Raw genomic sequence first — 20,302 nt, forward strand, 5'->3', positions numbered from 1 at the left:
TGACATTCCACCATAGCAGCTTTGTCATTTTTATTATACAGAACAGAGAAGATACAGACAATTGAATGGTTATTAATTTACGGGAAGGAAAATTAACTGCCAGTTAAAATACCCGTAATATCTTCTCCATCTTCTTTCCCTTTGCCAGCTCATCAACGAGCTTATCCAGCCAGCGGATCTTCTGCATGAGAGGATCATCTATCTCCTCCACACGGACGCCGCAGACAACGCCTTTGATTAACGCTGCCTTGGGATTCATCTGCGGCGCCTCTTCAAAAAATGTCTGCAGGCTGACATTCCTGTCAATCTGCGCCTGCAGGGTCTCCGGGTCATAGCCGGTAAGCCAGCATATAATCTCGTCCACTTCTTTCTTTGTTCGGCTTTTCCGCTCTGCTTTTTGAACGTAGAGCGGATATATCTTACTGAAACTCATTGCAAATACTTTTTGATTATCCATTTTTCCTCCTGACTTCTCTGGCTGAGGCGTACAGACGGATTTCATTCTGTAAACCTGAATATTTTTTTATTTTTTTAATTCTTTCTATTTTTTTAATATTGAAACTCTGCTGTAAATATGCTATAGCGAACTTCTTCAGATTTTCTTCTTTTCCTTTATCCATATACACCACAGAAAACCACACTTATTTATGATACGGATGGTTGTTCAATATCCGGTACCCCCGGTAAATCTGCTCATAGAGAATCATAGCGGTCATGGCTGTGTTCATGGTGAAGTCCGAGAGGTTTATGATCGCCGCTTTTCTTTTTTCTGCGTCGCCCTTTTCCGGGGCAGTGAAGCGAGTTCCCGGTATAAAAAAGCGTTTTTTCCCCTGTCCTGACAGCTCCATCCGGCCGATTGCCGCGCTGAAGTCTTCCGATGATACGGAGTCCGGCCCCGGCAGAACCAGGCAGGCGTCCCCGGCGGTTTCGGCTTCGGTGAGGAGCTTCTCCCATTCTTTTTCTTTTTTTATGAAGCGGCAGGATATTTTGCAGTAGCGGCTCAGGCGCTTTTCGTATTCTGCGATGGCTTTTTTATAAAAGGAGGCCGTTTTGGCCTCCTCATAAATGTAAATCTCGTATTTCATTATTTTACAAAAATCAACTCGTAATCGCGGTTTCCAAGGCCAATCTTTGCGGCATGATCGAGGCAGGTCTTGTACTCGGAATCCGGCGTGGTGTTTTCGAAGTGGTCGTGGTGGTCGCAGAAGCCTTCGCTGTGCATCCGGTCGGACAGCTGGCTGTTTGGCAGCGGATCACATTTGAGGCAGGCGTCCACACATGCCTGGTCGAGAGCCAGCGGATCAAAGGATGCGAACATTCCGATGTTTGGAAGAATCGGCGCGTCATTTTCCGCATGGCAGTCACAGTTTGGAGATACGTCCACGATGAGGGAAATATGGAAGTTCGGGCGTCCGTCGATGACTGCTTTGGTATATTCCGCCATCCGGCAGTTCAGTTCTTTTGTCGCCGCGTCATTGACAAACGCGATGGCGTCAAAGTTGCAGGCGCCGAGGCATCGTCCGCAGCCCACACAGTTGTCTGTGTTGACGGTCATCTTCTTCGTCTCCTCGTTGAATTCCAGTCCGTTATTGGCACATTCGTGCTGGCAGAGGCGGCAGCCACGGCATGCTTCCGGATCAATGCTCGGCTTTCCGTTGGAGTGCTGCTCTTTCTTTCCGGCACGTGAACCGCAGCCCATACCGATATTTTTAATGGCTCCGCCAAAACCGGTCATCTCATGCCCCTTAAAATGTGTCAGGCTGATAAAAATATCGGCGTCCATGACGGCACGTCCTATTTTGGCGCTTGTAATGTACTCGCCGCCCTCCACCGGCACGTCAATATCATCAGTTCCTTTAAGACCGTCTCCGATCAGCACCGGACAGCCGACGGTCAGCGGGGTAAATCCATTCTCCCATGCACACTGAAGATGCTCCAGAGCATTTTTCCGGCTGCCCGGGTACAGGGTGTTGCAGTCGGTGAGGAACGGCAGACCGCCCATTTCTTTTACCACGTCGGCAACAGCTTTTGCATAGTTCGGACGAAGAAAGCCCAGATTACCCAGCTCGCCGAAATGCATCTTGATAGCGACAAACTTCTGATCCATGTCGATATCTTCGATACCTGCTTTCCTGATCAGTCTTTTTAATTTGGTCGGCAGACCTTCTCCAAGTTTTGTTCTAAAATCAGTGTAATATACTTTTGATTTTTCCATGTGATACTCCTTTGATTCATTTTATCCTTTTTTTGCATTCCTATTATACTATCTTTTTAGGAAAAAGCACAACCAAAAAAATAACAGAGAAGAGGTTCCCAACAGGAAACTTCTTCTCTGTTATTCTGTATCCGGACATAAAAAAACGAACCAGGAGGGACTCGAACCCCCGACACACGGTTCCGGAAACCGTTGCTCTATCCAACTGAGCTACTGGTCCTTGGAAAACTTCCGGCATTTATAATACTATATTTCCGTATGTTTTGCAAGGAATTTTTTCAAAAAATTAGAAAAAACAGAATATTCCTCTTATTGAAAAAAATTCTCCTCGTATTTTTAAATTTTTTTAGGATTTTGTTGTTATAACCACCGCTTTTGTTCCATTTTATGTTATAATACACAGGTTCCTACGGAACAAAATAAAAATGAAAGAGGTGTTGATAATGAATCCAAGAAAAGCTGCCATTATCGGTTGTGGTTTCGTTGGTTCTGCAACAGCATTTACTTTGATGCAGAGCCGTTTATTTTCTGAAATTGTTCTCATTGATGCCAATTATGACAAAGCTGACGGCGAGGCAAAGGATATTGCCCACGGAATTCCTTTCGCCGGACAGATGAAAATATATGCCGGCGACTATAAAGATATTGCTGACGCCGGTATCGTTATCGTGACTGCAGGAGCAAACCAGCAGCCGGATGAAACACGGCTTGATCTGGTACATAAAAACGTGGCTATTTACAAAAGCATTATTCCACAGATTACGGAGCAGGATTTTCAGGGTATCCTGTTGATCGTCTCCAATCCGGTGGATATCCTTACTTATGTGGCATTAAAGCTCAGCGGGCTCCCGGCACACAGAGTCATCGGCTCCGGCACAGTGCTTGACACTGCCCGTCTGAAATACGCTCTTGGCGAACATCTGAGCGTAGACAGCCGCAGTGTCCATTCTTTCATCATCGGAGAACACGGCGACAGTGAGATCGCAGCATGGAGCAGCACCAATGTTTCCGGTATTCCGCTGGATACATTCTGCGAGATGCGTGGTCATTTTAACCACGAAGCTTCCATGAAGAGAATCGCTGATTCCGTGAAGAACAGCGCATATGAGATCATTGCTAAAAAACGCGCCACCTATTACGGTATTGCTATGTCAGTGAAACGAATCTGCGAATGTATCGTGAGAAATGAAAAGTCTATCCTGCCGATTTCCGCCATGATGGACGGTGAATACGGCATTGACGGCATCGCTCTCAGTATGCCTGCCATCGTAGGCTTTGACGGTATCGAGACACATGTGCCGATTTCTCTTAACGAAGATGAGCAGAAACGTCTGCTGGAATCTGCTGAAACCCTGAAAAAAGTAGCGGCAGAACTGGATCTGTAGACAGAATAATACGGCGCCATAAGTTTTCTGATATTCACACTGAAAACATTTTGCACCTTAAAGAGGCAGGAACAAAACGTTCCTGCCCCTTTTCGCACAGCGCGCTCTTCCTGCATTTACAACAAAGTTTTTTCATCCCCATTTTCCACGGAAAAGGCTGCTGGAACCGGAATAATAATCGCCGTCGGCTTTCCATCCCATATAGTTCTCCATCATATCTGCTTTTTTGTTGAACTTATAGCTAAGCTTTTCGCCGCGGCTGTTCTTCAGTTTGATCAGGTAACCGCCTTTGACCTTTTTGCAGCCGTAGATTTTCATTTTTCCGATACATTCTCCGGTATTGCGGTCGTACACCTTCATCTTCGTCCGGGTAAACTTACGGTCAGTTCCGCCGGAGGAAACATTGGTCCACCAGCCTTTAATCTGCCGGTATACTTTTTTGCTGAGCTTCGCTGATTTCTTATTTGCCATGGTTTCAGCCTGCTCGGTCTCCGGATTCACGCTCCGGGCCTTAACCGCCGGAGCAGCCCCCGGGAACAGAAATACCGCAGAGAGAACAACAGCCAGCGTCCACAGTTTTTTCTTCATAAAATTCCTCCCTTGCATTTTGATAATATTATTATACTATAGAAGAAAATAGAAAGAAAGAAGTGTTTCCTTTATTTTCTGCCGTCCATCAAGTCTTCAAATTCCGGTGAATTACTCCGAAGTCTCGCCACACATTTTCTTATACTTTCCACCGCACGATCTATTTCCTCCATGGTATTCTGGCTGCCAATGGTCAGACGTATGGTTCCGTGCGCAATGCTGTCCGGCAGCCCCATAGCTTTTAATACATGGGACGGTTCCCTTGATCCGGTGCTGCACGCGGAACCGGCAGCGGCACAAATTCCCTCTTCATCCAGAAGCACCAGAAGCGCCGCTCCTTCTACAAATTGAAAACTGATATTGCAATTTCCAGACAGACGATTTTTCCAGCTTCCGTTCAGCCTGGCAAAAGGAATCTCGCCCAGAATTCTCCGAATCATATAATCCCGCATAGCGGAGGTTTTCCGTTCCCTCTCTTCCATTCCCCGGTGAGTCAGGCTGGCAGCCCGGCCCATGCCAACGATGCCCGGTACATTTTCCGTTCCGGCTCTTCTTCCTCTTTCCTGCGCTCCTCCGTGCATAAAAGGCGGAAGATCCAGGTCTTTTTTTATATAGAGAAATCCAGCTCCTTTTGGCCCCCGGAATTTGTGAGCGCTGGCACTGAGCATATCAATGCCGAGTTTGTTTACCGAAATTGGAAAATGTCCGTACGCCTGCACGGCATCTGTATGGAAGAAAATGTTATGCCGCCGGGCAATCTCACCGATTTTTCTGACAGGCTGAATGGTTCCCACCTCATTGTTGGCAGTCATAATTGTAATCAGCGCGGTATCCGGGCAAATGGCCTTTTCCAGTTCTTCCGGCGATATCCGTCCCATTTCATCCACCTTCAGGTAAGTGACCGCGCAGCCCTCCCTTTCCAGCGCCTGACAGGTGTGCAGCACTGCATGATGCTCGATTTGAGATGTGATGATATGACATTTCTTTTTCCCTGCTCTGTATACAGATTTTATGGCCCAGTTATCCGCCTCTGTTCCTCCGGAAGTAAAATATATTTCCTCCGGCTCACAGCCAAGAGTATCCGCTATGGTTTTTCTGGCATTCTCCACTGCGTTTTTTGCTTCTGCAGAAATCTGATAGAGGCCAGAAGGATTTCCGTACTGCCCCTCAAGATAGGGCAGCATTTCTTTTAACACTTCCGGCAGCAGCGGAGTTGTGGCAGCATTATCCAGATAAATCATCGACATGATCGCACCGACCTTTCTACTCATTTTTAAGCCGTCTGTTTTTATTCTAAGTCGTCAGTTCCGCTCATATATTAAAAAGAAACTACTCGCAGGTGTTTCTATGTCCTATAAGAAAACAATATTTACCGGAACTCTTATTCTCACTTTATCCGGATTTCTTTCCAGAATTCTGGGTTTCTATAACAGAATATTCCTCTCCAACCTGATTGGTGCAAAGGAACTGGGAATTTACCAGCTCATTTTTCCCATATACATGCTCTGCTTTACACTGGTCTGCCATGGTTTCGAGACGGGCATATCCAATCTGACCTCCCGCTTTTACGCCATGGGAGAACAGAAAAATATACGCCGTCTGATCCATCTTACCTGCACGCTCTCTTTTCTGTTATCCCTGATCCTCCTGTCCATCCTGTATGAAAGCGCCGGGTATCTGAGCACACATCTGCTTCATGAGGCATCGGCTGCTCCCGCCCTGCGTATCGCAGCCCTCTCTCTGCCTTTTGTGGCAGTCAAATCCTGCCTTCACGGGTATTATATCGGCTTAAATCGCTCCAGTGTTCCCGCTGCCAGTCAGCTGGTGGAACAGTGTGCGCGGGTAGGGAGTATCTACCTACTCTCTATTTCCATCTATCTGTTTACGGCTGATGCAAGAATCGCCGCCTGGGGCATGGTCATCGGCGAGATTGCTTCCACTGTATACACTGTTTTTGCCTATATTTACACCAATCTTTTCGGAGAGCGGATGGGACGCAATCGTTTTTCCTTGCGCCGTTCCCATCCTCATTTTCAATCAGTCCATACTATGCCTTTTTCCGTTATGGTCCGGGAATTTTTCTCTTTCAGTATTCCTCTGACCATCAACCATTTTTCTCTGACCATAATCAGCAGTCTGGAAAATATGCTCATTCCTTTTATGCTGATTCCGTATCTTGGCAGCCAGACCCTGGCACTGGAATGCTATGGAACGCTCACCGGCATGGCTCTCCCTTTTTTGTTTTTTCCGGCAACTATCGTAAATTCTCTGTCCGTTATGCTGCTTCCTGCCATTTCTTTTTCCTATAAACAGAAAAAAATGATGCAGATACGAAGCACCATTTCAAAAAGTCTTCATTACTGCATCATCATCGGTATATTCAGCACTTTCGGTTTTCTCCTGTACGGAAATACCCTGGGCAATATTGTATTTGGAAGCCAGGAAGCCGGCCATTATGTATATATGTTCGCCATTTTATGTCCGTTCATGTACGTGTCACAGACTCTGTCGAGCATCTTAAATGGTTTCGGCAGCACAAAACAGACTCTGTATCACAATCTGCTGGGCATGGGTATGAGGATTCTCTTCATCCTGACCATGATTCCTTCCTTTGGTATCCGCGGTTATTTATATGGACTTCTGGCCGGGTACGCCATACAGATTCTGACAGATCTGTTCTGTATACTTAAAGTGACCTCATTCTCTTTTTCAGTGGAAAAAACACTGCTGCTGCCCGCAGCTCTCGCCCTGGCGGGCGGCTGGCTGTCCCAGCTCCTTTACCAGCAGGTTTTGCTTCCCAGCGGTCTCCATCCATTTTTGACCCTGGCGGCCAGTGGTCTCTTTTATTTTGTATTCTTTCTCTCCCTTCAACTGGGAGTAGAACGCTGTTCCTGTTAAATGTACAGAATCTCCCGGTCCTCTGCCGATTCCACCTTCATCGGCAGCTTCTCATTCCGCGAATACACCGGCGATCTGCTCACATAATATCATCCGCATCATCTGGTGCGGAAATGTCATGGCAGAAAAACTAAGTTTCTCATTGGCCCGCCGCACCACGGCGTCAGAAAGTCCCAAAGAACCGCCGATGACAAAAACCATAGAACCAGACACAAGGCGGGCGCGTTTTTGCATCCGCTCCCGCCATCGCAAGGAAGAATTATGCACGCCATCGATACACAAAGCAATGACATAATCTTCTTCCTTTATCTTTTGAAGAAGTTTTCTGCCTTCTTTATCTTTAATCTGAAGTTCTTCCGTTTCGGACGCCTTATCCGGCGTGGCTTCATCGGCACATTCCACCACTTCCACCGGATACTTCTTTTTTATCTGTCGAACATAGTATTCAATGCCTTCACGGAAATATTTTTCTTTAATCTTTCCCACACAAAGAATCTTAATATCTTTCATAGCCGCACACTAATCGTCTCTTCTTCCAAACAGCAGAACAAGACGAAGGAGCTGCAGGATTGAGGACGCTGCTGCTGCCACATAGGTAAGAGCCGCCGCGCTTAATACCTTTCTTGCGCCGCGAAGCTCATCCTCATAGAGCATGTGCGTGTCTCCAAGAATCCGGAGAGCCCTGGAAGAAGCGTCAAACTCTACAGGAAGAGTCACCAGCTGGAAAAGCACCGTAAGGGAAAACAGGATAATTCCAAAAGTAATCAAAAAATGATTAAAGCTCAGCAAGATACCGATAATGATAATCGGCCATGACAGCATAGAACCAAAATTCACTACCGGAACGATTGCACCCCGGATTCTAAGAGGCGCATAGTCTCTTGCGTCCTGAATGGCATGTCCGCACTCATGAGCCGCCACGCCGATGGCTGCCACCGATGTGGAACGCCAGGTCGCGTCAGATAAATGCAGCACCTTGCTTCGGGGATCATAATTATCCGTCAGATGCCCGGAAATGCGCTCAATCCGCACATTATAAAGCCCTGCGCCATGAAGAATCTGCTGTGCGGCCTCTGCCGCTGTGACGCCGGAGTGACTTCTCACTTTCTCAAACTTCGCATAGGTGCTTTGTACCCTTGCGGAAGCGATGAGACAAATCACCACGCCGATAATAACAAGAAAATAGGTCGGATCCCAGAAAAATCCACCCATACCATATCCATAATACATAGTGATACCACCTTTCTAATATTTGCCGGAATCATTTTCCGGGCAAAATCTATAAAGTCACTTCACTTGGTTGAAACATTATACTGTCAAATTATGTTCAGATTGTGTCCTGCACCGCCGCGTTCTTTACACATCCAGTTTTCTCACCGCACGAAGAATCATTTCTTCCGTTACCTTGTACGGATAATGCCGCACGTCCTCATCCTCTGTCATAGTATGCGCACAGGCAGCCACCTGCTCCACAGTAACATCAATATCGGACAAACATGTCGGCAGACCAACGGTCTTATTAAACTCTATGAGCTTTCTGCACTCGTCTTCTCTTCCATCCATAACAAGAAGCAGCAGAACGCCAAAGCCCACCACAACTCCATGGAGATGGTTCTCGTCAAATCCCGGCAGATTGCACAGACCATAGAAGAAGGCGTGGGCCACGCCGCCGTTATAATCCATAGTATGATCTCTCGCCACCAGCATGGATACCCATCCTGTGGTAATGATGATAGCCAGCGCCGCCTGCTCCAGATCATAAGAAGCGATTCCAGCCTCGTTATCGCAAAGCGCCTGTGCTCCGTGCTCCACCAGAGTCTCCATACACATGCGGCTCATATTCACGCCCATAGCCATATAATGCGGCAGGCTCTCGCCCCGGGCGGAAATGCTCACCTCATAATATTTGGCATAGGTATCTCCGATACCAGCCCAGAGATATTCTCTCGGCGCGCGGGCAATAATATCCGTGTCAATGAACACATGTTTCGCTGCCTCAAGAAAATGTACGAAATCCGCAAAGGAACCATCCTCTTTATAAACAATAGACACCGCGGAAGCTGCCGCACAATTGGAGGCGATGGTCGGAAAGGCAAAGTACGGCTTCTTTAAATCAATGCTCACCAGCTTTGCCGTATCGATGGCCTTGCCGCCGCCCACGGCAAAGATCATATCCGCTTCCTTCACCGCTTCCACGGCCTCCAGCCGTCCTGCCGCCTCAAAGGTGCATTCTTTTCCAAAATGTACAAAATCGAGGATTGTGATCTCTGTATCCTCCACAGCGTTCAGCAGCTTCTCTCTGGATGCGTTCATGGCCTTCTCTCCACCGATGACCACCGCCTTTGTTCCATAGAGACGGGTGTATTCTGCGACGCTGTTATATGCCTCGGGTCCTACCGTATAAGGAACCGGCAAAATTGTATAATTATCCATAATATTCTCCCTCTATCTATTCTTCGTATTGTTTTTACTCTGAGATTCCTCTTCGTATTATAAACAAAGTCTTTTTATTCGTCAATGCAGCGGAGAAAATTTAGAGCCGCCGCCTTTTCACCATAAATATTCCATGATAAAATAATTATTATCTGCGGTTTGATCCGCAGACGATTCTGCATAGCAAAGGAGACAAAATAATGATCAACAAATATTACACATCAATGCTGTCTGAGAAAGATATCATTTTTGAAATATTCCAGTATTCACAAGAGAAGGCTAAAATCGTCGGTGCCGAAAACATTTATGATTTCAGTCTGGGCAACCCGTCCGTTCCGGCGCCGCAAAGCGTCAATGATACCATCATCAAAAACATCCGGGAGCTTGACGCACTGTCACTTCACGGCTACAGCCCGGGCATGGGTATTCCGGAGGCAAGAGCCGCCATCGCAAAGAGCTTAAATCAGAAATACGGGTGTCATTATCAACCAGAAAACATATTCATGGCCATCGGCGCCGCCGGCGCTCTGGCCCACGCCTTCCGAGCCGTCAACAATCCAGGCGATGAGGTGCTGACCTTTGCCCCGTGTTTTTCTGAATATAAACCGTACACTGCCGGAGCTTCCCTGAAATTGTCCATCGTTCCTGCCGACACCGACAGCTTCCAGATCAACTTTGATGCTTTCGAGCAAATGCTCACCCCGGCCGTGACCTCCGTGCTGATCAATTCCCCGAACAACCCTTCCGGCATTGTGTACTCTACCGGAACCATCCGGCGGCTGGCCGATATCCTCACTGCCAAATCCGCAGAATTCGGCCGCCCGATTTACCTGATTTCCGACGAGCCATACAGGGACATTGTCTTCACGGGAACAGACAGCCCATACATCGCTAATTTTTACAAGAATACGCTGACCTGTTATTCATTCAGCAAGTCTCTCTCCCTGCCGGGCGAGCGAATCGGCTATCTGGCAGTGAATCCTGAATGTGAAGGAGCGGAAAATATCATAGCTATCTGTCCTCAGATTTCAAGGACCATCGGCCAGAACGGCCCCGCCTCTCTCATGCAGAGAACTGTCACCGAAGTGTGCGGGGACACTTCCGACCTGTCCGTCTACGAGGAGAACAAAAAGATTCTTTACGACGCTCTTCTCTCCTACGGCTACTCCTGCGTGGAACCGGGCGGCACATTCTATATGTTCCCTCGTTCCCTGGAACCGGATTCCTACGCCTTCTGCGAAAAAGCAAAGGAGAAAAATCTGATGCTGGTACCGGGCGACATTTTCGGCTGTCCCGGACATTTCCGGATCGCCTACTGTGTACCGACGGAGCGCATAAAAAAAGCGCTGCCGGTCTTTAAAGAACTGGCAGCGGAGTATCTGAAATAGAAATTGCTCCCTGAGCTGATGCTATGACAAACCAAAAGAGCAGCCGTTTTTTCGCTATACTCCTTTCTGACAGACATAAGTTTTGTCACTTGTCTGCCTGACAGGAGGTATCATCGGAAAATAACCGGCTGCTCTTTTTTAATGAAGCTTTTATTGAAATTATATGTTACTGCTCAAAATATCTCTCCAGGAACTGCCTGGTCCGTTCTTCCTTCGGATGTTCAAATACCTGTTCCGGACTTCCGTACTCAGCCACCATTCCTTTATCAAGGAACAGCACCTTGTCGGAGACATCACGGGCAAACTGCATTTCGTGGGTGACAATGACCATAGTTGTCTTTTTGTCCGCCAGTCCGCGGATTACTTTTAATACCTCTCCGGTAAGCTCCGGGTCCAGAGCGGAAGTCGGCTCGTCAAAGCAGAGGATGTCCGGCTGTAACATCAGGGCTCTGGCGATGGCTACACGCTGCTGCTGTCCGCCGGAGAGCTGATGTGGATAATAATCCATTTTCTCCTGCAATCCGACACTGGCAAGCACTGCCTCCCCTTCTGTCTTAATCTCATCAAGAATCTGCTTTTTATTGGTTTTAAAATCCGGTCGCTCTTTGGCCATCAGTTCCTTGGCCAGCGTACAGTTCTTCAATACTGTATACTGCGGGAACAGATTAAAGGACTGGAACACCAGGCCGAAATGCAGACGGTTCTTCCGAATCTCCGCCTCGCTCAAAGTTCTGGCGTCCGCCCCGTCAAATACCACTTTTTCGTTAACACGAATCTGTCCACTGGTCGGTCTCTCCAGAAAGTTCAGACAGCGCAGCAGCGTAGTCTTACCGCTTCCCGACGCGCCAATCATGGCGAGAGACTCCCCCTTTTCCAAAGAGAAATCAATTCCCTTCAGCACTTCCAGATTACCAAAATTCTTTTTCAGATTATTTACTTCCAAAATCGCCATGTCCGTACCTCCTTACACTCTGAAATAATCCATCTTTTTCTCAACCCAGCCAAACAGCAGAGAGAGAACGCCGACAAATACAAGGAAATACAGAGCTGTCGAGAATAATGGCCAAATAAGTCCCATCTTTGTAAAACGTTCCGCGCTCATGATAATCTCACCGATTCCAATGACACGAGCCAGCGCCGTATCTTTAGTAAGAGTAATAATTTCATTGCTCATCGGCGGCACGATCCGTTTTACCACCTGAAGCAGAACGACCTTGAAGAAAATCTGCGACCGGGTCATGCCGAGCACCTTGCCGGCCTCGTACTGTCCCACGGAAATACTCTCAATTCCACCGCGGTAAATCTCTGAAAAATAAGCGGCATAATTGATCACAAAGGCAATGACCGCCGCCGTGAACCGGGAAGACATCGGAATCCCGAACAAAAGTCCCGGCGCATACAGCACCACAAAAAGCTGCAGCATCAGCGGTGTTCCCCTTATTACCCAAATAAATACTTTTGTGATCCATTTCAGCGGTTTAAATCTGGACATGGAACAAAATGTAATGATCAAACCCAGCGGAAGCGCCAGAAGCAGCGTCACCGCAAACAGTTCCAGGTTTAACAAAAATCCGCTGGTCAGCGACTCGATCGGATTAGCTCCCAACATAGCGTATCTCTCCTTTTTTATGTATGATATACTTCGGGTTTCCTGCCCGTCAGGCGGAATCTGCCTTCATCAAAGGCGGCGCGATTCCAGTGTTTTCACAATAAGAATCCGGCTTTCCTCTCTTCCGCCGCCATGCGGAATGCCGGAAATCCGGATTCATACGTTTACTGTTCGATTATTTATAGTGATTGATTCATCTTATTCTGCAGCTGCGGTTGCAGCTTCTGCTGCTGTATCACCTGTCGCTGCTTCCGGCGCTTCCGTTGCTGCCTGCGCATCATTCTCAATCAAAAGATCAGAAAGGTTATATTTCTCAGCCAGCTGAGCTACAGTGCCATCTGCATACAGTTCGTCAATGGCATCGCTGACATGCTGCTCCAGATCGCTTCCTTTACGGAAACCGATAACATATTCCTGCAGACCAAAGTTATTATCCACGTTGATGACCATATCGGAATAATCGGTGTCAGGGCCAACCATGCCGTATGCAGCCACGCTGTCAACCAGCGCCACATCAGCGGTTCCGGCCTTAACTTCCATCAAAGCCTTCGCCATGGAGTCTGAAGCCACGTAGTTGGAATTCGCAAAGTATTCCATCGCGGAAACTTCTACCGTGTCATCATCTGCGATAGTTCCCTGCAGCTTGCCTTCGCCGGTGGAACCTTTCTCAGCCGTAACGGTGAGTCCGTCCACACTGCTCATAATCTCATCTTCACGGTCCGCCTTCATAACCATAGCCTGTGTATTGTACAGATATGGCGCAGAAAGCGTCATGGTTTCCTGTCTCTCTGCTGTGCTGCACATACCGTTCCAGATACAGTCGATATTCTTGGAATTCAACTCGATCTCCTTGGAATCCCAGTTAATCTCCACAAAGTTGATATCGATACCCAGCTTCTCGCCCACTGCCTGCGCCAGCTCAGTATCAAAACCAACAAAATTATTATTCTCATCGTAATAGTTCATCGGCGCAAATAATGTCATACCAATGGTCATCTCACCCTTTGCGCTGACATCTTCCCAGTCAGACTCTGCTGCAGCCTGTGTACCGCCCTCTGCGGAACTGCCGCCGCTTCCATTGGAACTACCACATCCTGCCAGGGAAGTTACACACATGGCGGAAAATAAAGCCATGGCAATAAATTTCTTCATAACGTTTTCTCCTTTTACTCTTATTTCTTTCTTGATGTAAAGATTTATCAATCTACTCTAGTAAAGTATTATAGTCGAAGGAGCAGGAAAAAGCAAGAGGTAAATGCTATTTTCTGATTCTCACATCATAAAAGAATTGCTTCTCTCATTTCTCTGATTATAAAATAATCTGTAACCCCTCCCATAAATATTTTTTTACCTTTTCCAGATTATACGGAAGCACATAATAAGGATTCAAATGTTTTTTAGAATATTTATATTTCTCATCCGAAAAACAAATCAATATCTCCGTAAAAAAACGTTCCCAGCTTGGGTATCTCTTACATTCAATGTACTCACTTGGGTTATCCAGAATCGCATCTATTTTATTATTTTGTATAATCCCGGCTTTGAGTAAAATGTATTCAAACGACTCCGGCATCCACATGGAGATTCTTTTATCCAGATTATGTACGACAAATTCAAAGCAATCTTCAACCATCGAACCAAATGCCGCACCATCTGCTATCACAAACATATTTTTTGCTGTTTGCTCTTTCAACACATTTACAATATTGGAATTCCCCTCTGCGCTGATTACCTCATTTTTTCAAACAAAGCAGAATAAAACTCATATCCTGAATTACTGTCTTCTGTCACAACCACAGACATTCTGTTATTTTTCACGTCCGGGAAATTGCTGTACAACTCTTGAAAATCACAGAATACCTGCCGTACATCCGCCTGTTTTTTTCTTGTTTTAATCTCATATATTTCGTGAATACTGTAAGGAAGCATTTTCAGCGGCGATTTGCTTATAAACACGAAATAATTTCCGGAAGATAATACATATTCGGCAAATTCCCGTGAAAAGATAAAATTATTATTTTCTTCAATGAAAATTACCGTATTTTTTAAAGGTTCAAACGTTTCCTGCCAGCTTCTGCCCGGCATATCACGGAGATATACATAATATTTTGCATTTGTGGAAACTGTAAATCCGGATTCTCTGCCATTTAACAAATATTCATACATCATATTCAATAAAGTGGTTTTTCCTGATGCACTATCCCCTTTAATAACGGTAATATTTCTTTTTATTTCAAATCGGAATACTACTTTTTTACTCCGCACCTCAAATTCATATTTTCCCTTCATTGACCATTTCCTCCGCCTTAAGCAGCTCGTTTACATACTCTTTTCCATTATGAACAATTTTTCCCGTATTCATAATCATAATTTCAAACTCTCCGGTAAATCTGAGCATATGCTGGAGATACACGATCAAATCTTTTTTTTCGGCAATTTTCACAATCCATTTTGCACAATTGTTGCCGCAATTTGACATATTATAGACAAAAGAGTCATCTTTCAGCATAAGAATCAAGACTTTGACGCCGCCGGACAGTTCTCTTGGCGTAATCGCTCCGAGAACCGGACTTTCAATAATATGCGGACTGATCACTTTAGAATTGTCAACATCTAAAATCATTTCTTTGACAAAATTGTCTTCCAGCCATTCGTCTTCATATACATTATTAAAATATGCCGGCGCATCTTTCATATATTCCACTCCGCCATAGTACCATATTTTTAACATCTTCTTCCCTCCCAAAATTTTTCACTGATATATATTATAATTCCAACTCCATGTAGAACACGTCTATGCCATTTTCTTTTTTAAATCTTTTCCTCTCCTTAAAGCCACAGGAATCATATACTTTTCTGGCACGCAGATTCCCCACCCTGACATTCAGGGTGATTATATCTATGCCGTCGCTTTTTGCCAAAGAAATCATTTTTTGTATTGCATATTTTCCAATGCCTTTATCCCGATATGCGGGGTCCGCAATGAAAATTCCAAGCTTTGCCCTACGGGTATCCTGCCCTTCCAGCCAGACGCTCCCAATATAATTTCCATCTTCTTCAATATACATCCACTTCAGATAGGAAGCTTCTAAATTCGGATATATTCTGGATAAATAGGTCGGTAAATCTTTGGCTTGCTCAAATACTTTGTAAGCGCTTCTGTTTTCTTTATCAACAGGAATCAGCCGCATGTCGCACCTCCGTCATAACGTTTTCTTTGCATTTTACGCCCCGCTTACTTCTCTCCCGTTAAAAACAGTCTCCGGAACGGAAACAGCACCGTTCCATTTTTCCGGGCCGGATATGCATTTTTCAGGTTCGTAAGGACTTCGTTCATGAACATCTGCAGCTCGGTCTCGCTGAGTCTTCCTATGTGCGGGCGCAGGGCGACGCCTTTTAAAAAGTTAAGAACCTCCTCATGGCTGTCCATGATGTAGCAGTAATCGGTGGTCCACATGTTGATTTCTGGGAAATGTTCTGCGAACATCTCGTAATATTGCAGAGGCGGGTGCACCACGAACTGCTCTTCTTCAATTCCCGCCAGCTGTTGTGTCCAGTTTTTCTCTGCGTCGGTGATACATCTGCTGGCCGGCATCTCGTCAAAGAGCGGAATCTGCACAGCAAGCACTCCGCCTTCCTTTAACATGGAAAATGCCTGATTGATAAATTCCTCCTGATTGGGTATCCATTGCAGAAATGCGTTGGAAAAAATCAGGTCAAATGTACCCATGTCCAGCAACGGCTTGCTGCAGTCTCTTCTTATAAACTGCACCTGCGGCATGGTTTCCCTGGCATTTTGAAGCATTTCTTCCGATAAATTCACGCCGATGACTTCGGCGTCTTTCCATGTGGAGAGAATCGCCGCCGTGCTCATGCCGCTCCCACAGCCCACGTCCAATATTCTTTTGAACTTTTTATCTTTTAAGCGGGCTGCCAGATCGATAGACGGCTGCATCCGCTCTTTTCCAAAACTATCATAAATATCCGCATTCCACATGAATGATTCCTTCTTTCTTTTTCCAGATTCTCCATCTACAATAATCACAACATTTTCTCCATCCGGACACAGTCAAAGGTGTCGCCGTGGATAATCTGTCCGTCGCAGATTTCATAACCAAGCTTTTCATAAAAGCCCACGGCCACATCCCGGCTCTCGAGAACTGACTTTTGATATCCCAGTTCGCGCGCCCAATTTTCCGCCTCGGTTACCGCCATCCCGCCCAGCCCCTTCTTTCTGTATTCTGGCAGGACCACAACCCGGCCAAGCATCACGGAAGGAAACGTCTCCCCGGAAAGTTCATACAGACGGCAGGTAGCCACCGGAAATTCATCGTCCAACAGCACAATGTATTTGGCTTTCGGAGTGTCGTGTTCATCGAACTCTTCCCGGAGCGTGATATGGTACTGCCTGGCCATGGCCTGGATGCGCACATAGTAGGCGCCGGCCTGCTGCCAGAGTTCTTCTGCTCTTACCACATGTATCTTCATCATCTATATCTCCATTTTTTCTTTAAAGATTTCTGTTTTGAAAAGTATTACTCCTTTCTCCCAAATCCCCTCAGATTCATTTTCACAAGCCCTGTCGCCAGCAGACCAAGGAGCACTACTGCATCTGCCAGAAAAACTATCACGATATTTTCTGCCAGCCCAAACACGAACAACACGCCGAAAACTTCCGCCGAAAGGGCAACGAAACACAGAGAATTACTCAGATACTCTGATATAATCTTTCCATAAATCGTGTTCATCTGCACTTTTAGATAAATGTACGGTCTGAGAAAATAACGGATTGCAATACAGATAAGCGGGTAAGCAAAGATAAACTCTTTTCGTACCAACGTACTTGCGATGCCCAGCTTCCATTGTACCGGAATCTGCGGGGGCAGTTTGCTGTAAAACAAGATGCCCACAAGCAAGCACAAAACGGTCAACACCATCCATGTCTGGAAGCTGCACCAAAGCCAGACAAAACTGACGGTATCCAGACGGAATACCGGCTGATTCTGCTCCCAATAATCCCCCAGTTCATTCACATATCGCTCCACCTGCAACGTTTCGTAGCTGAGTTCCCGGTCGTGAAGCATTTTATCGCAGAGCACCTTTGCCCTGTCCAGATCCGCCATCTGCTCATCCAGCCGTTCGCTCTGCCGTTCCAGAATCTCAGGGAGGGACTCCTTCCCCTGGATTACATTTCGTATGTCTTCAATAGATATCCCCAGGGTGCGCAGATATGCGATCTTCTTCAGATTCTCCACATCGCTCTGCGAATAATCTCTGTAGCCGTTTCGCTCATTTCTTGAGGGCCGGATCAATTTTTCTTTTTCGTAAAACCGAACATTGGAGCGGGCCAGGCCCGTCCGCTCTTCCACTTCTTTTATGGTCATACTTTCGCCTCCTTTTATCTCTTCTGAGGCTTAAATATACAGTATAAATGAGGTTTACAGTCAAGGGAAATCCATCCTTTGAATTATAAAATCTATTCAAAAATTAAATGCATATTAGAATGTCTGTTTAAAGAATTTCTGTCCTTTTCTATGTAATCCCATGTTTTCTGAAATGTTCCCGAAACTGCAATTTGGTTATCTGATATAAATTCTATAAATTCATTTACTTTCCCGTCATATTTATCTGCAAAGTCGTCCGATAAGATTTGTTTTTCCTCATCGGTAAAGTCTTTTAACTCATCATATAACACATGTTCTAAATTGCAAGAATTAAAATAAATTCGATAAGGTATTCCATTTATCTTTCCTGTTTTCCTAAGTTTATATAAAATGGCTCCTTTGCGTCTGTTGCGATTTACAATTGCTTTTGCATTTTTAACATCTATATGATCCTCGTAATATTGCGCCTTCTCCACATCTGCTTCTTTGATATCAATTTCCGGAATATATACACCATCCGTATCAACGATATGGATAATCATGATAAAATCATCGTGAAAGTAACGATATTTCTTTTTTACACTTTCTATCTGTTCATTGATTTTTTTTAGAATATTGTCTTCAGAAACATAATCTTTCAGAGTGATATCCCCATATACCACAACAAATTGCACTTCATTATTTGAAAAATATTCTTTCATAATCGACCCAAGTGCAGCTTCGTCACTTGGTCCTTCCACTATAAACATAACGACCTTTTTTTCACTCATGCTGTATCATTCTACCCGCCTTTCTAAATGCGCGTGCGATTTTTAGGCTGTCTGTTTCTTCATAAATTACTTCATCCTGTCCACCAAGGGTAATTCCCCTCAAATACATATCCCTTTGATTGTTTGTTGCTTTTACATTTTTCATTCGAATATATCTTCTGTCCGGATTAGCCGTGGAAAGCATAATACTATCTTTATCCAGCATTTCGAGGGCACGAAGATTATGTGACGTAAAAATCAACTGCCCTTTTGCGCTTTTGCTGAAAATATCCAGCAGCTCTCCCAGCATATACTCAAAAATACCTGCATCCAATTCATCAATGACCAGACAGATAGAAAAATTTCCAAACGCCTGAATCAGCGCATTTAAAATAGAAATAATCTTAATGATTCCTTCCGATTCCATTCTAATTTGAATCGGAGCCATACCGTCCCGGATAGAAACAATCTCCACTCTGTAACCATTTTCTCCTGAATCCGTTAGCTGCATTCCATGATTATGAACCGCTATTTTCATTCCTGGAATAATTGTAAATAAAACCATGTTCACCTGTTCTACAATAACATCCAAAACATTTTTTCTTTCTTCATTTAAGATAATCGGTTCTGTTAAAGGGACAGCAAAATCTCCCTTCATCCCGATTTCGTCTTGTTCAATCCTGAATGCCATAGGCAGCAGAAAATTAGCAGAAATCACTCCTGAATGAGCGTTACGAATTACAAATAAATCTTTCAATGCAAACTTAAATAACGCCTTGATTGTCTCTGAATAGTGTCTGAAATCATTTTCATAACAACGACAGAAAATTTCTCTGCTGCTCTCTCCAAAAATATAAGAACAGTTCTCCTTTTCTGCCATTTTTCTCGCCACAATCAAATCCGTTTTATTTTCCGCATTCGCTTCAATCACTTCATTAAATCTCTTTCTCGGAGAAAACACTATATCTTTATCCATACGCTGATAATCCATAAAAACAGTCTTATTACTTCTGGAATCTCTTTCATTTACGGCACAACTCAAAGTTTCCCGAACAATCTCTGCATGTTTTCCATTTCTTTGCAAAGTAATTTTATAGCCCGCTTCATAAATAACTGAGTCTGCAAAAATATTAAAATCGGCAGTAATCTCTGCTTCCTTCTCATTTACCTCGATATAATCTGCGATTTCATCCTCCAACGCACTGCCAATCATAATCTTTTGTAAATAATACAAGGCATCAATCACCGCCGTTTTGCCAGAACCATTTTGACCATATAAGCCCAACACCTCTGCATGTTTATAGTCCAACTGCTTCCGAAAGGTATTGGGCATAATAATCTGTCCGTTTCTAACATTTTTTATATTTGAAATTTTTAAAGAAGCTAATCTCACAACACTTTCCATTTGTTTTACCTCCACGGAATTCATTGTAACACAAACACATATCTCTTTTCAAATTATTATTTTAAATTCTGCATTTTTTATTCTATTTCAAAAATAATATTTGTGAAATCTTTTATTTTTTCATCTTATGATATTGGGGTCAAAAGCCTGTCTATAGCACCTTGAAAAGTTCATATATTTTGTAGTAAATACAAGCCGAAATGCTTCTCTTGCTGTATAATAGAGTTATCCTAGAAAAGAAGGTAATC

Annotated in this window: 24 protein-coding genes and 1 tRNA gene; 3 read left to right on the top strand and 22 right to left on the bottom strand. The window is 44.9% G+C overall.

Annotated elements, in window-relative coordinates; all coding sequences use genetic code 11:
- Positions 1-103: 103 nt before the first annotated feature.
- From B5F87_RS09665 to B5F87_RS09685, 5 genes are all read right to left on the bottom strand, one after another.
- Positions 104-457 carry a DUF2200 domain-containing protein gene (locus B5F87_RS09665; RefSeq protein WP_087280405.1) on the bottom strand — a complete coding sequence of 118 codons (354 nt, stop codon included), beginning with the start codon at positions 455-457 and terminating at the stop codon, positions 104-106.
- Positions 450-620: a hypothetical protein gene (locus tag B5F87_RS20965; protein WP_158097010.1), complete on the bottom strand. Its 171-nt coding sequence runs from the start codon at positions 618-620 to the stop codon at positions 450-452. The genes B5F87_RS09665 and B5F87_RS20965 overlap by 8 nt, the downstream gene beginning before the upstream one ends.
- A 21-nt stretch (positions 621-641) precedes the next feature.
- Positions 642-1,085, bottom strand: coding sequence for a 23S rRNA (pseudouridine(1915)-N(3))-methyltransferase RlmH (locus B5F87_RS09675; RefSeq protein ID WP_087280411.1), 444 nt, complete (start codon positions 1,083-1,085; stop codon positions 642-644).
- The gene (locus B5F87_RS09680) at positions 1,085-2,215 is read right to left on the bottom strand and encodes a DUF362 domain-containing protein (protein ID WP_087280414.1); all 1,131 of its coding nucleotides are present in this window, start codon (positions 2,213-2,215) and stop codon (positions 1,085-1,087) included. The genes B5F87_RS09675 and B5F87_RS09680 overlap by 1 nt, the downstream gene beginning before the upstream one ends.
- Positions 2,216-2,361: 146 nt before the next feature.
- Positions 2,362-2,435 (bottom strand) — tRNA-Arg (locus B5F87_RS09685).
- Between the two features lie 223 nt (positions 2,436-2,658).
- On the opposite strand from B5F87_RS09685, the gene B5F87_RS09690 reads away from it, so the two are divergent.
- Positions 2,659-3,600: an L-lactate dehydrogenase gene (locus tag B5F87_RS09690; RefSeq protein ID WP_242964373.1), complete on the top strand. Its 942-nt coding sequence runs from the start codon at positions 2,659-2,661 to the stop codon at positions 3,598-3,600.
- Positions 3,601-3,732: 132 nt separating this feature from the next.
- On the opposite strand, the gene B5F87_RS09695 is transcribed toward B5F87_RS09690, so the two are convergent.
- The gene (locus B5F87_RS09695) at positions 3,733-4,188 is read right to left on the bottom strand and encodes a hypothetical protein (protein ID WP_087280419.1); all 456 of its coding nucleotides are present in this window, start codon (positions 4,186-4,188) and stop codon (positions 3,733-3,735) included.
- 71 nt (positions 4,189-4,259) lie between these two features.
- Entirely contained in the window at positions 4,260-5,459 is a 1,200-nt protein-coding gene (gene nifS, locus B5F87_RS09700; RefSeq protein ID WP_343215753.1) for a cysteine desulfurase NifS, read from the bottom strand.
- A 76-nt stretch (positions 5,460-5,535) separates the two neighbouring features.
- Here nifS and B5F87_RS09705 point away from each other — a divergent pair, with 76 nt between their 5' ends.
- Positions 5,536-7,086, top strand: a complete 1,551-nt coding sequence (locus B5F87_RS09705; protein ID WP_158097011.1) for a polysaccharide biosynthesis protein — start codon at positions 5,536-5,538, stop codon at positions 7,084-7,086.
- A 51-nt stretch (positions 7,087-7,137) separates the two neighbouring features.
- Here B5F87_RS09705 and rlmH read toward each other — a convergent pair whose 3' ends face one another.
- From rlmH to B5F87_RS09720, 3 genes are all read right to left on the bottom strand, one after another.
- The gene (rlmH, locus tag B5F87_RS09710) at positions 7,138-7,596 is read right to left on the bottom strand and encodes a 23S rRNA (pseudouridine(1915)-N(3))-methyltransferase RlmH (protein ID WP_087280428.1); all 459 of its coding nucleotides are present in this window, start codon (positions 7,594-7,596) and stop codon (positions 7,138-7,140) included.
- Positions 7,597-7,605: 9 nt separating this feature from the next.
- A complete protein-coding gene (locus tag B5F87_RS09715) occupies positions 7,606-8,316 on the bottom strand; it encodes a zinc metallopeptidase (protein WP_087280430.1) in 711 nt (236 codons plus the stop codon).
- Between the two features lie 126 nt (positions 8,317-8,442).
- The gene (locus B5F87_RS09720) at positions 8,443-9,519 is read right to left on the bottom strand and encodes an iron-containing alcohol dehydrogenase family protein (RefSeq protein WP_087280433.1); all 1,077 of its coding nucleotides are present in this window, start codon (positions 9,517-9,519) and stop codon (positions 8,443-8,445) included.
- A gap of 200 nt (positions 9,520-9,719) precedes the next feature.
- Here B5F87_RS09720 and B5F87_RS09725 point away from each other — a divergent pair, with 200 nt between their 5' ends.
- Positions 9,720-10,907 carry a pyridoxal phosphate-dependent aminotransferase gene (locus B5F87_RS09725; protein WP_087280436.1) on the top strand — a complete coding sequence of 396 codons (1,188 nt, stop codon included), beginning with the start codon at positions 9,720-9,722 and terminating at the stop codon, positions 10,905-10,907.
- A 166-nt stretch (positions 10,908-11,073) separates the two neighbouring features.
- Here the strand turns inward: B5F87_RS09725 and B5F87_RS09730 are convergent, their stop codons facing one another.
- The 12 genes from B5F87_RS09730 to B5F87_RS09785 all read right to left on the bottom strand — a co-directional run bounded on the left by B5F87_RS09730 (position 11,074) and on the right by B5F87_RS09785 (position 20,054).
- Positions 11,074-11,859, bottom strand: coding sequence for an amino acid ABC transporter ATP-binding protein (locus tag B5F87_RS09730; protein WP_087280439.1), 786 nt, complete (start codon positions 11,857-11,859; stop codon positions 11,074-11,076).
- A gap of 12 nt (positions 11,860-11,871) precedes the next feature.
- Entirely contained in the window at positions 11,872-12,516 is a 645-nt protein-coding gene (locus B5F87_RS09735) for an amino acid ABC transporter permease (protein WP_087280441.1), read from the bottom strand.
- 198 nt (positions 12,517-12,714) lie between these two features.
- Positions 12,715-13,668, bottom strand: a complete 954-nt coding sequence (locus B5F87_RS09740) for a transporter substrate-binding domain-containing protein (protein ID WP_087280444.1) — start codon at positions 13,666-13,668, stop codon at positions 12,715-12,717.
- Between the two features lie 157 nt (positions 13,669-13,825).
- The gene (locus tag B5F87_RS09745) at positions 13,826-14,185 is read right to left on the bottom strand and encodes a hypothetical protein (protein ID WP_143405245.1); all 360 of its coding nucleotides are present in this window, start codon (positions 14,183-14,185) and stop codon (positions 13,826-13,828) included.
- Between the two features lie 59 nt (positions 14,186-14,244).
- Complete coding sequence (locus B5F87_RS09750) at positions 14,245-14,805, bottom strand: P-loop domain-containing protein (RefSeq protein ID WP_087280452.1); 561 nt, start codon at positions 14,803-14,805, stop codon at positions 14,245-14,247.
- Positions 14,789-15,247, bottom strand: a complete 459-nt coding sequence (locus B5F87_RS09755) for a DUF4869 domain-containing protein (RefSeq protein WP_087280454.1) — start codon at positions 15,245-15,247, stop codon at positions 14,789-14,791. Before B5F87_RS09755 ends, B5F87_RS09750 begins: the two co-directional genes overlap by 17 nt.
- A gap of 34 nt (positions 15,248-15,281) precedes the next feature.
- Positions 15,282-15,707, bottom strand: coding sequence for a GNAT family N-acetyltransferase (locus tag B5F87_RS09760; protein ID WP_087280456.1), 426 nt, complete (start codon positions 15,705-15,707; stop codon positions 15,282-15,284).
- A gap of 44 nt (positions 15,708-15,751) precedes the next feature.
- On the bottom strand, positions 15,752-16,561 hold the full coding sequence (locus B5F87_RS09765; protein ID WP_087280459.1) for a methyltransferase domain-containing protein: 810 nt from the start codon (positions 16,559-16,561) through the stop codon (positions 15,752-15,754).
- Positions 16,558-17,007, bottom strand: coding sequence for a GNAT family N-acetyltransferase (locus B5F87_RS09770; RefSeq protein ID WP_242964376.1), 450 nt, complete (start codon positions 17,005-17,007; stop codon positions 16,558-16,560). Before B5F87_RS09770 ends, B5F87_RS09765 begins: the two co-directional genes overlap by 4 nt.
- Positions 17,008-17,051: 44 nt before the next feature.
- Positions 17,052-17,900 carry a MerR family transcriptional regulator gene (locus B5F87_RS09775; protein ID WP_087280462.1) on the bottom strand — a complete coding sequence of 283 codons (849 nt, stop codon included), beginning with the start codon at positions 17,898-17,900 and terminating at the stop codon, positions 17,052-17,054.
- Positions 17,901-17,992: 92 nt separating this feature from the next.
- Positions 17,993-18,670, bottom strand: coding sequence for a hypothetical protein (locus tag B5F87_RS09780; protein WP_087280465.1), 678 nt, complete (start codon positions 18,668-18,670; stop codon positions 17,993-17,995).
- Positions 18,663-20,054 carry an AAA family ATPase gene (locus tag B5F87_RS09785; protein WP_087280467.1) on the bottom strand — a complete coding sequence of 464 codons (1,392 nt, stop codon included), beginning with the start codon at positions 20,052-20,054 and terminating at the stop codon, positions 18,663-18,665. The genes B5F87_RS09780 and B5F87_RS09785 overlap by 8 nt, the downstream gene beginning before the upstream one ends.
- Between the last annotated feature and the right edge of the window lie 248 nt (positions 20,055-20,302).

Origin of the sequence: Eubacterium sp. An3 (genome assembly GCF_002159465.1) — a bacterium.
Taxonomy (GTDB): Bacteria; Bacillota; Clostridia; order Lachnospirales; family Lachnospiraceae; genus Anaerobutyricum; species Anaerobutyricum stercoris.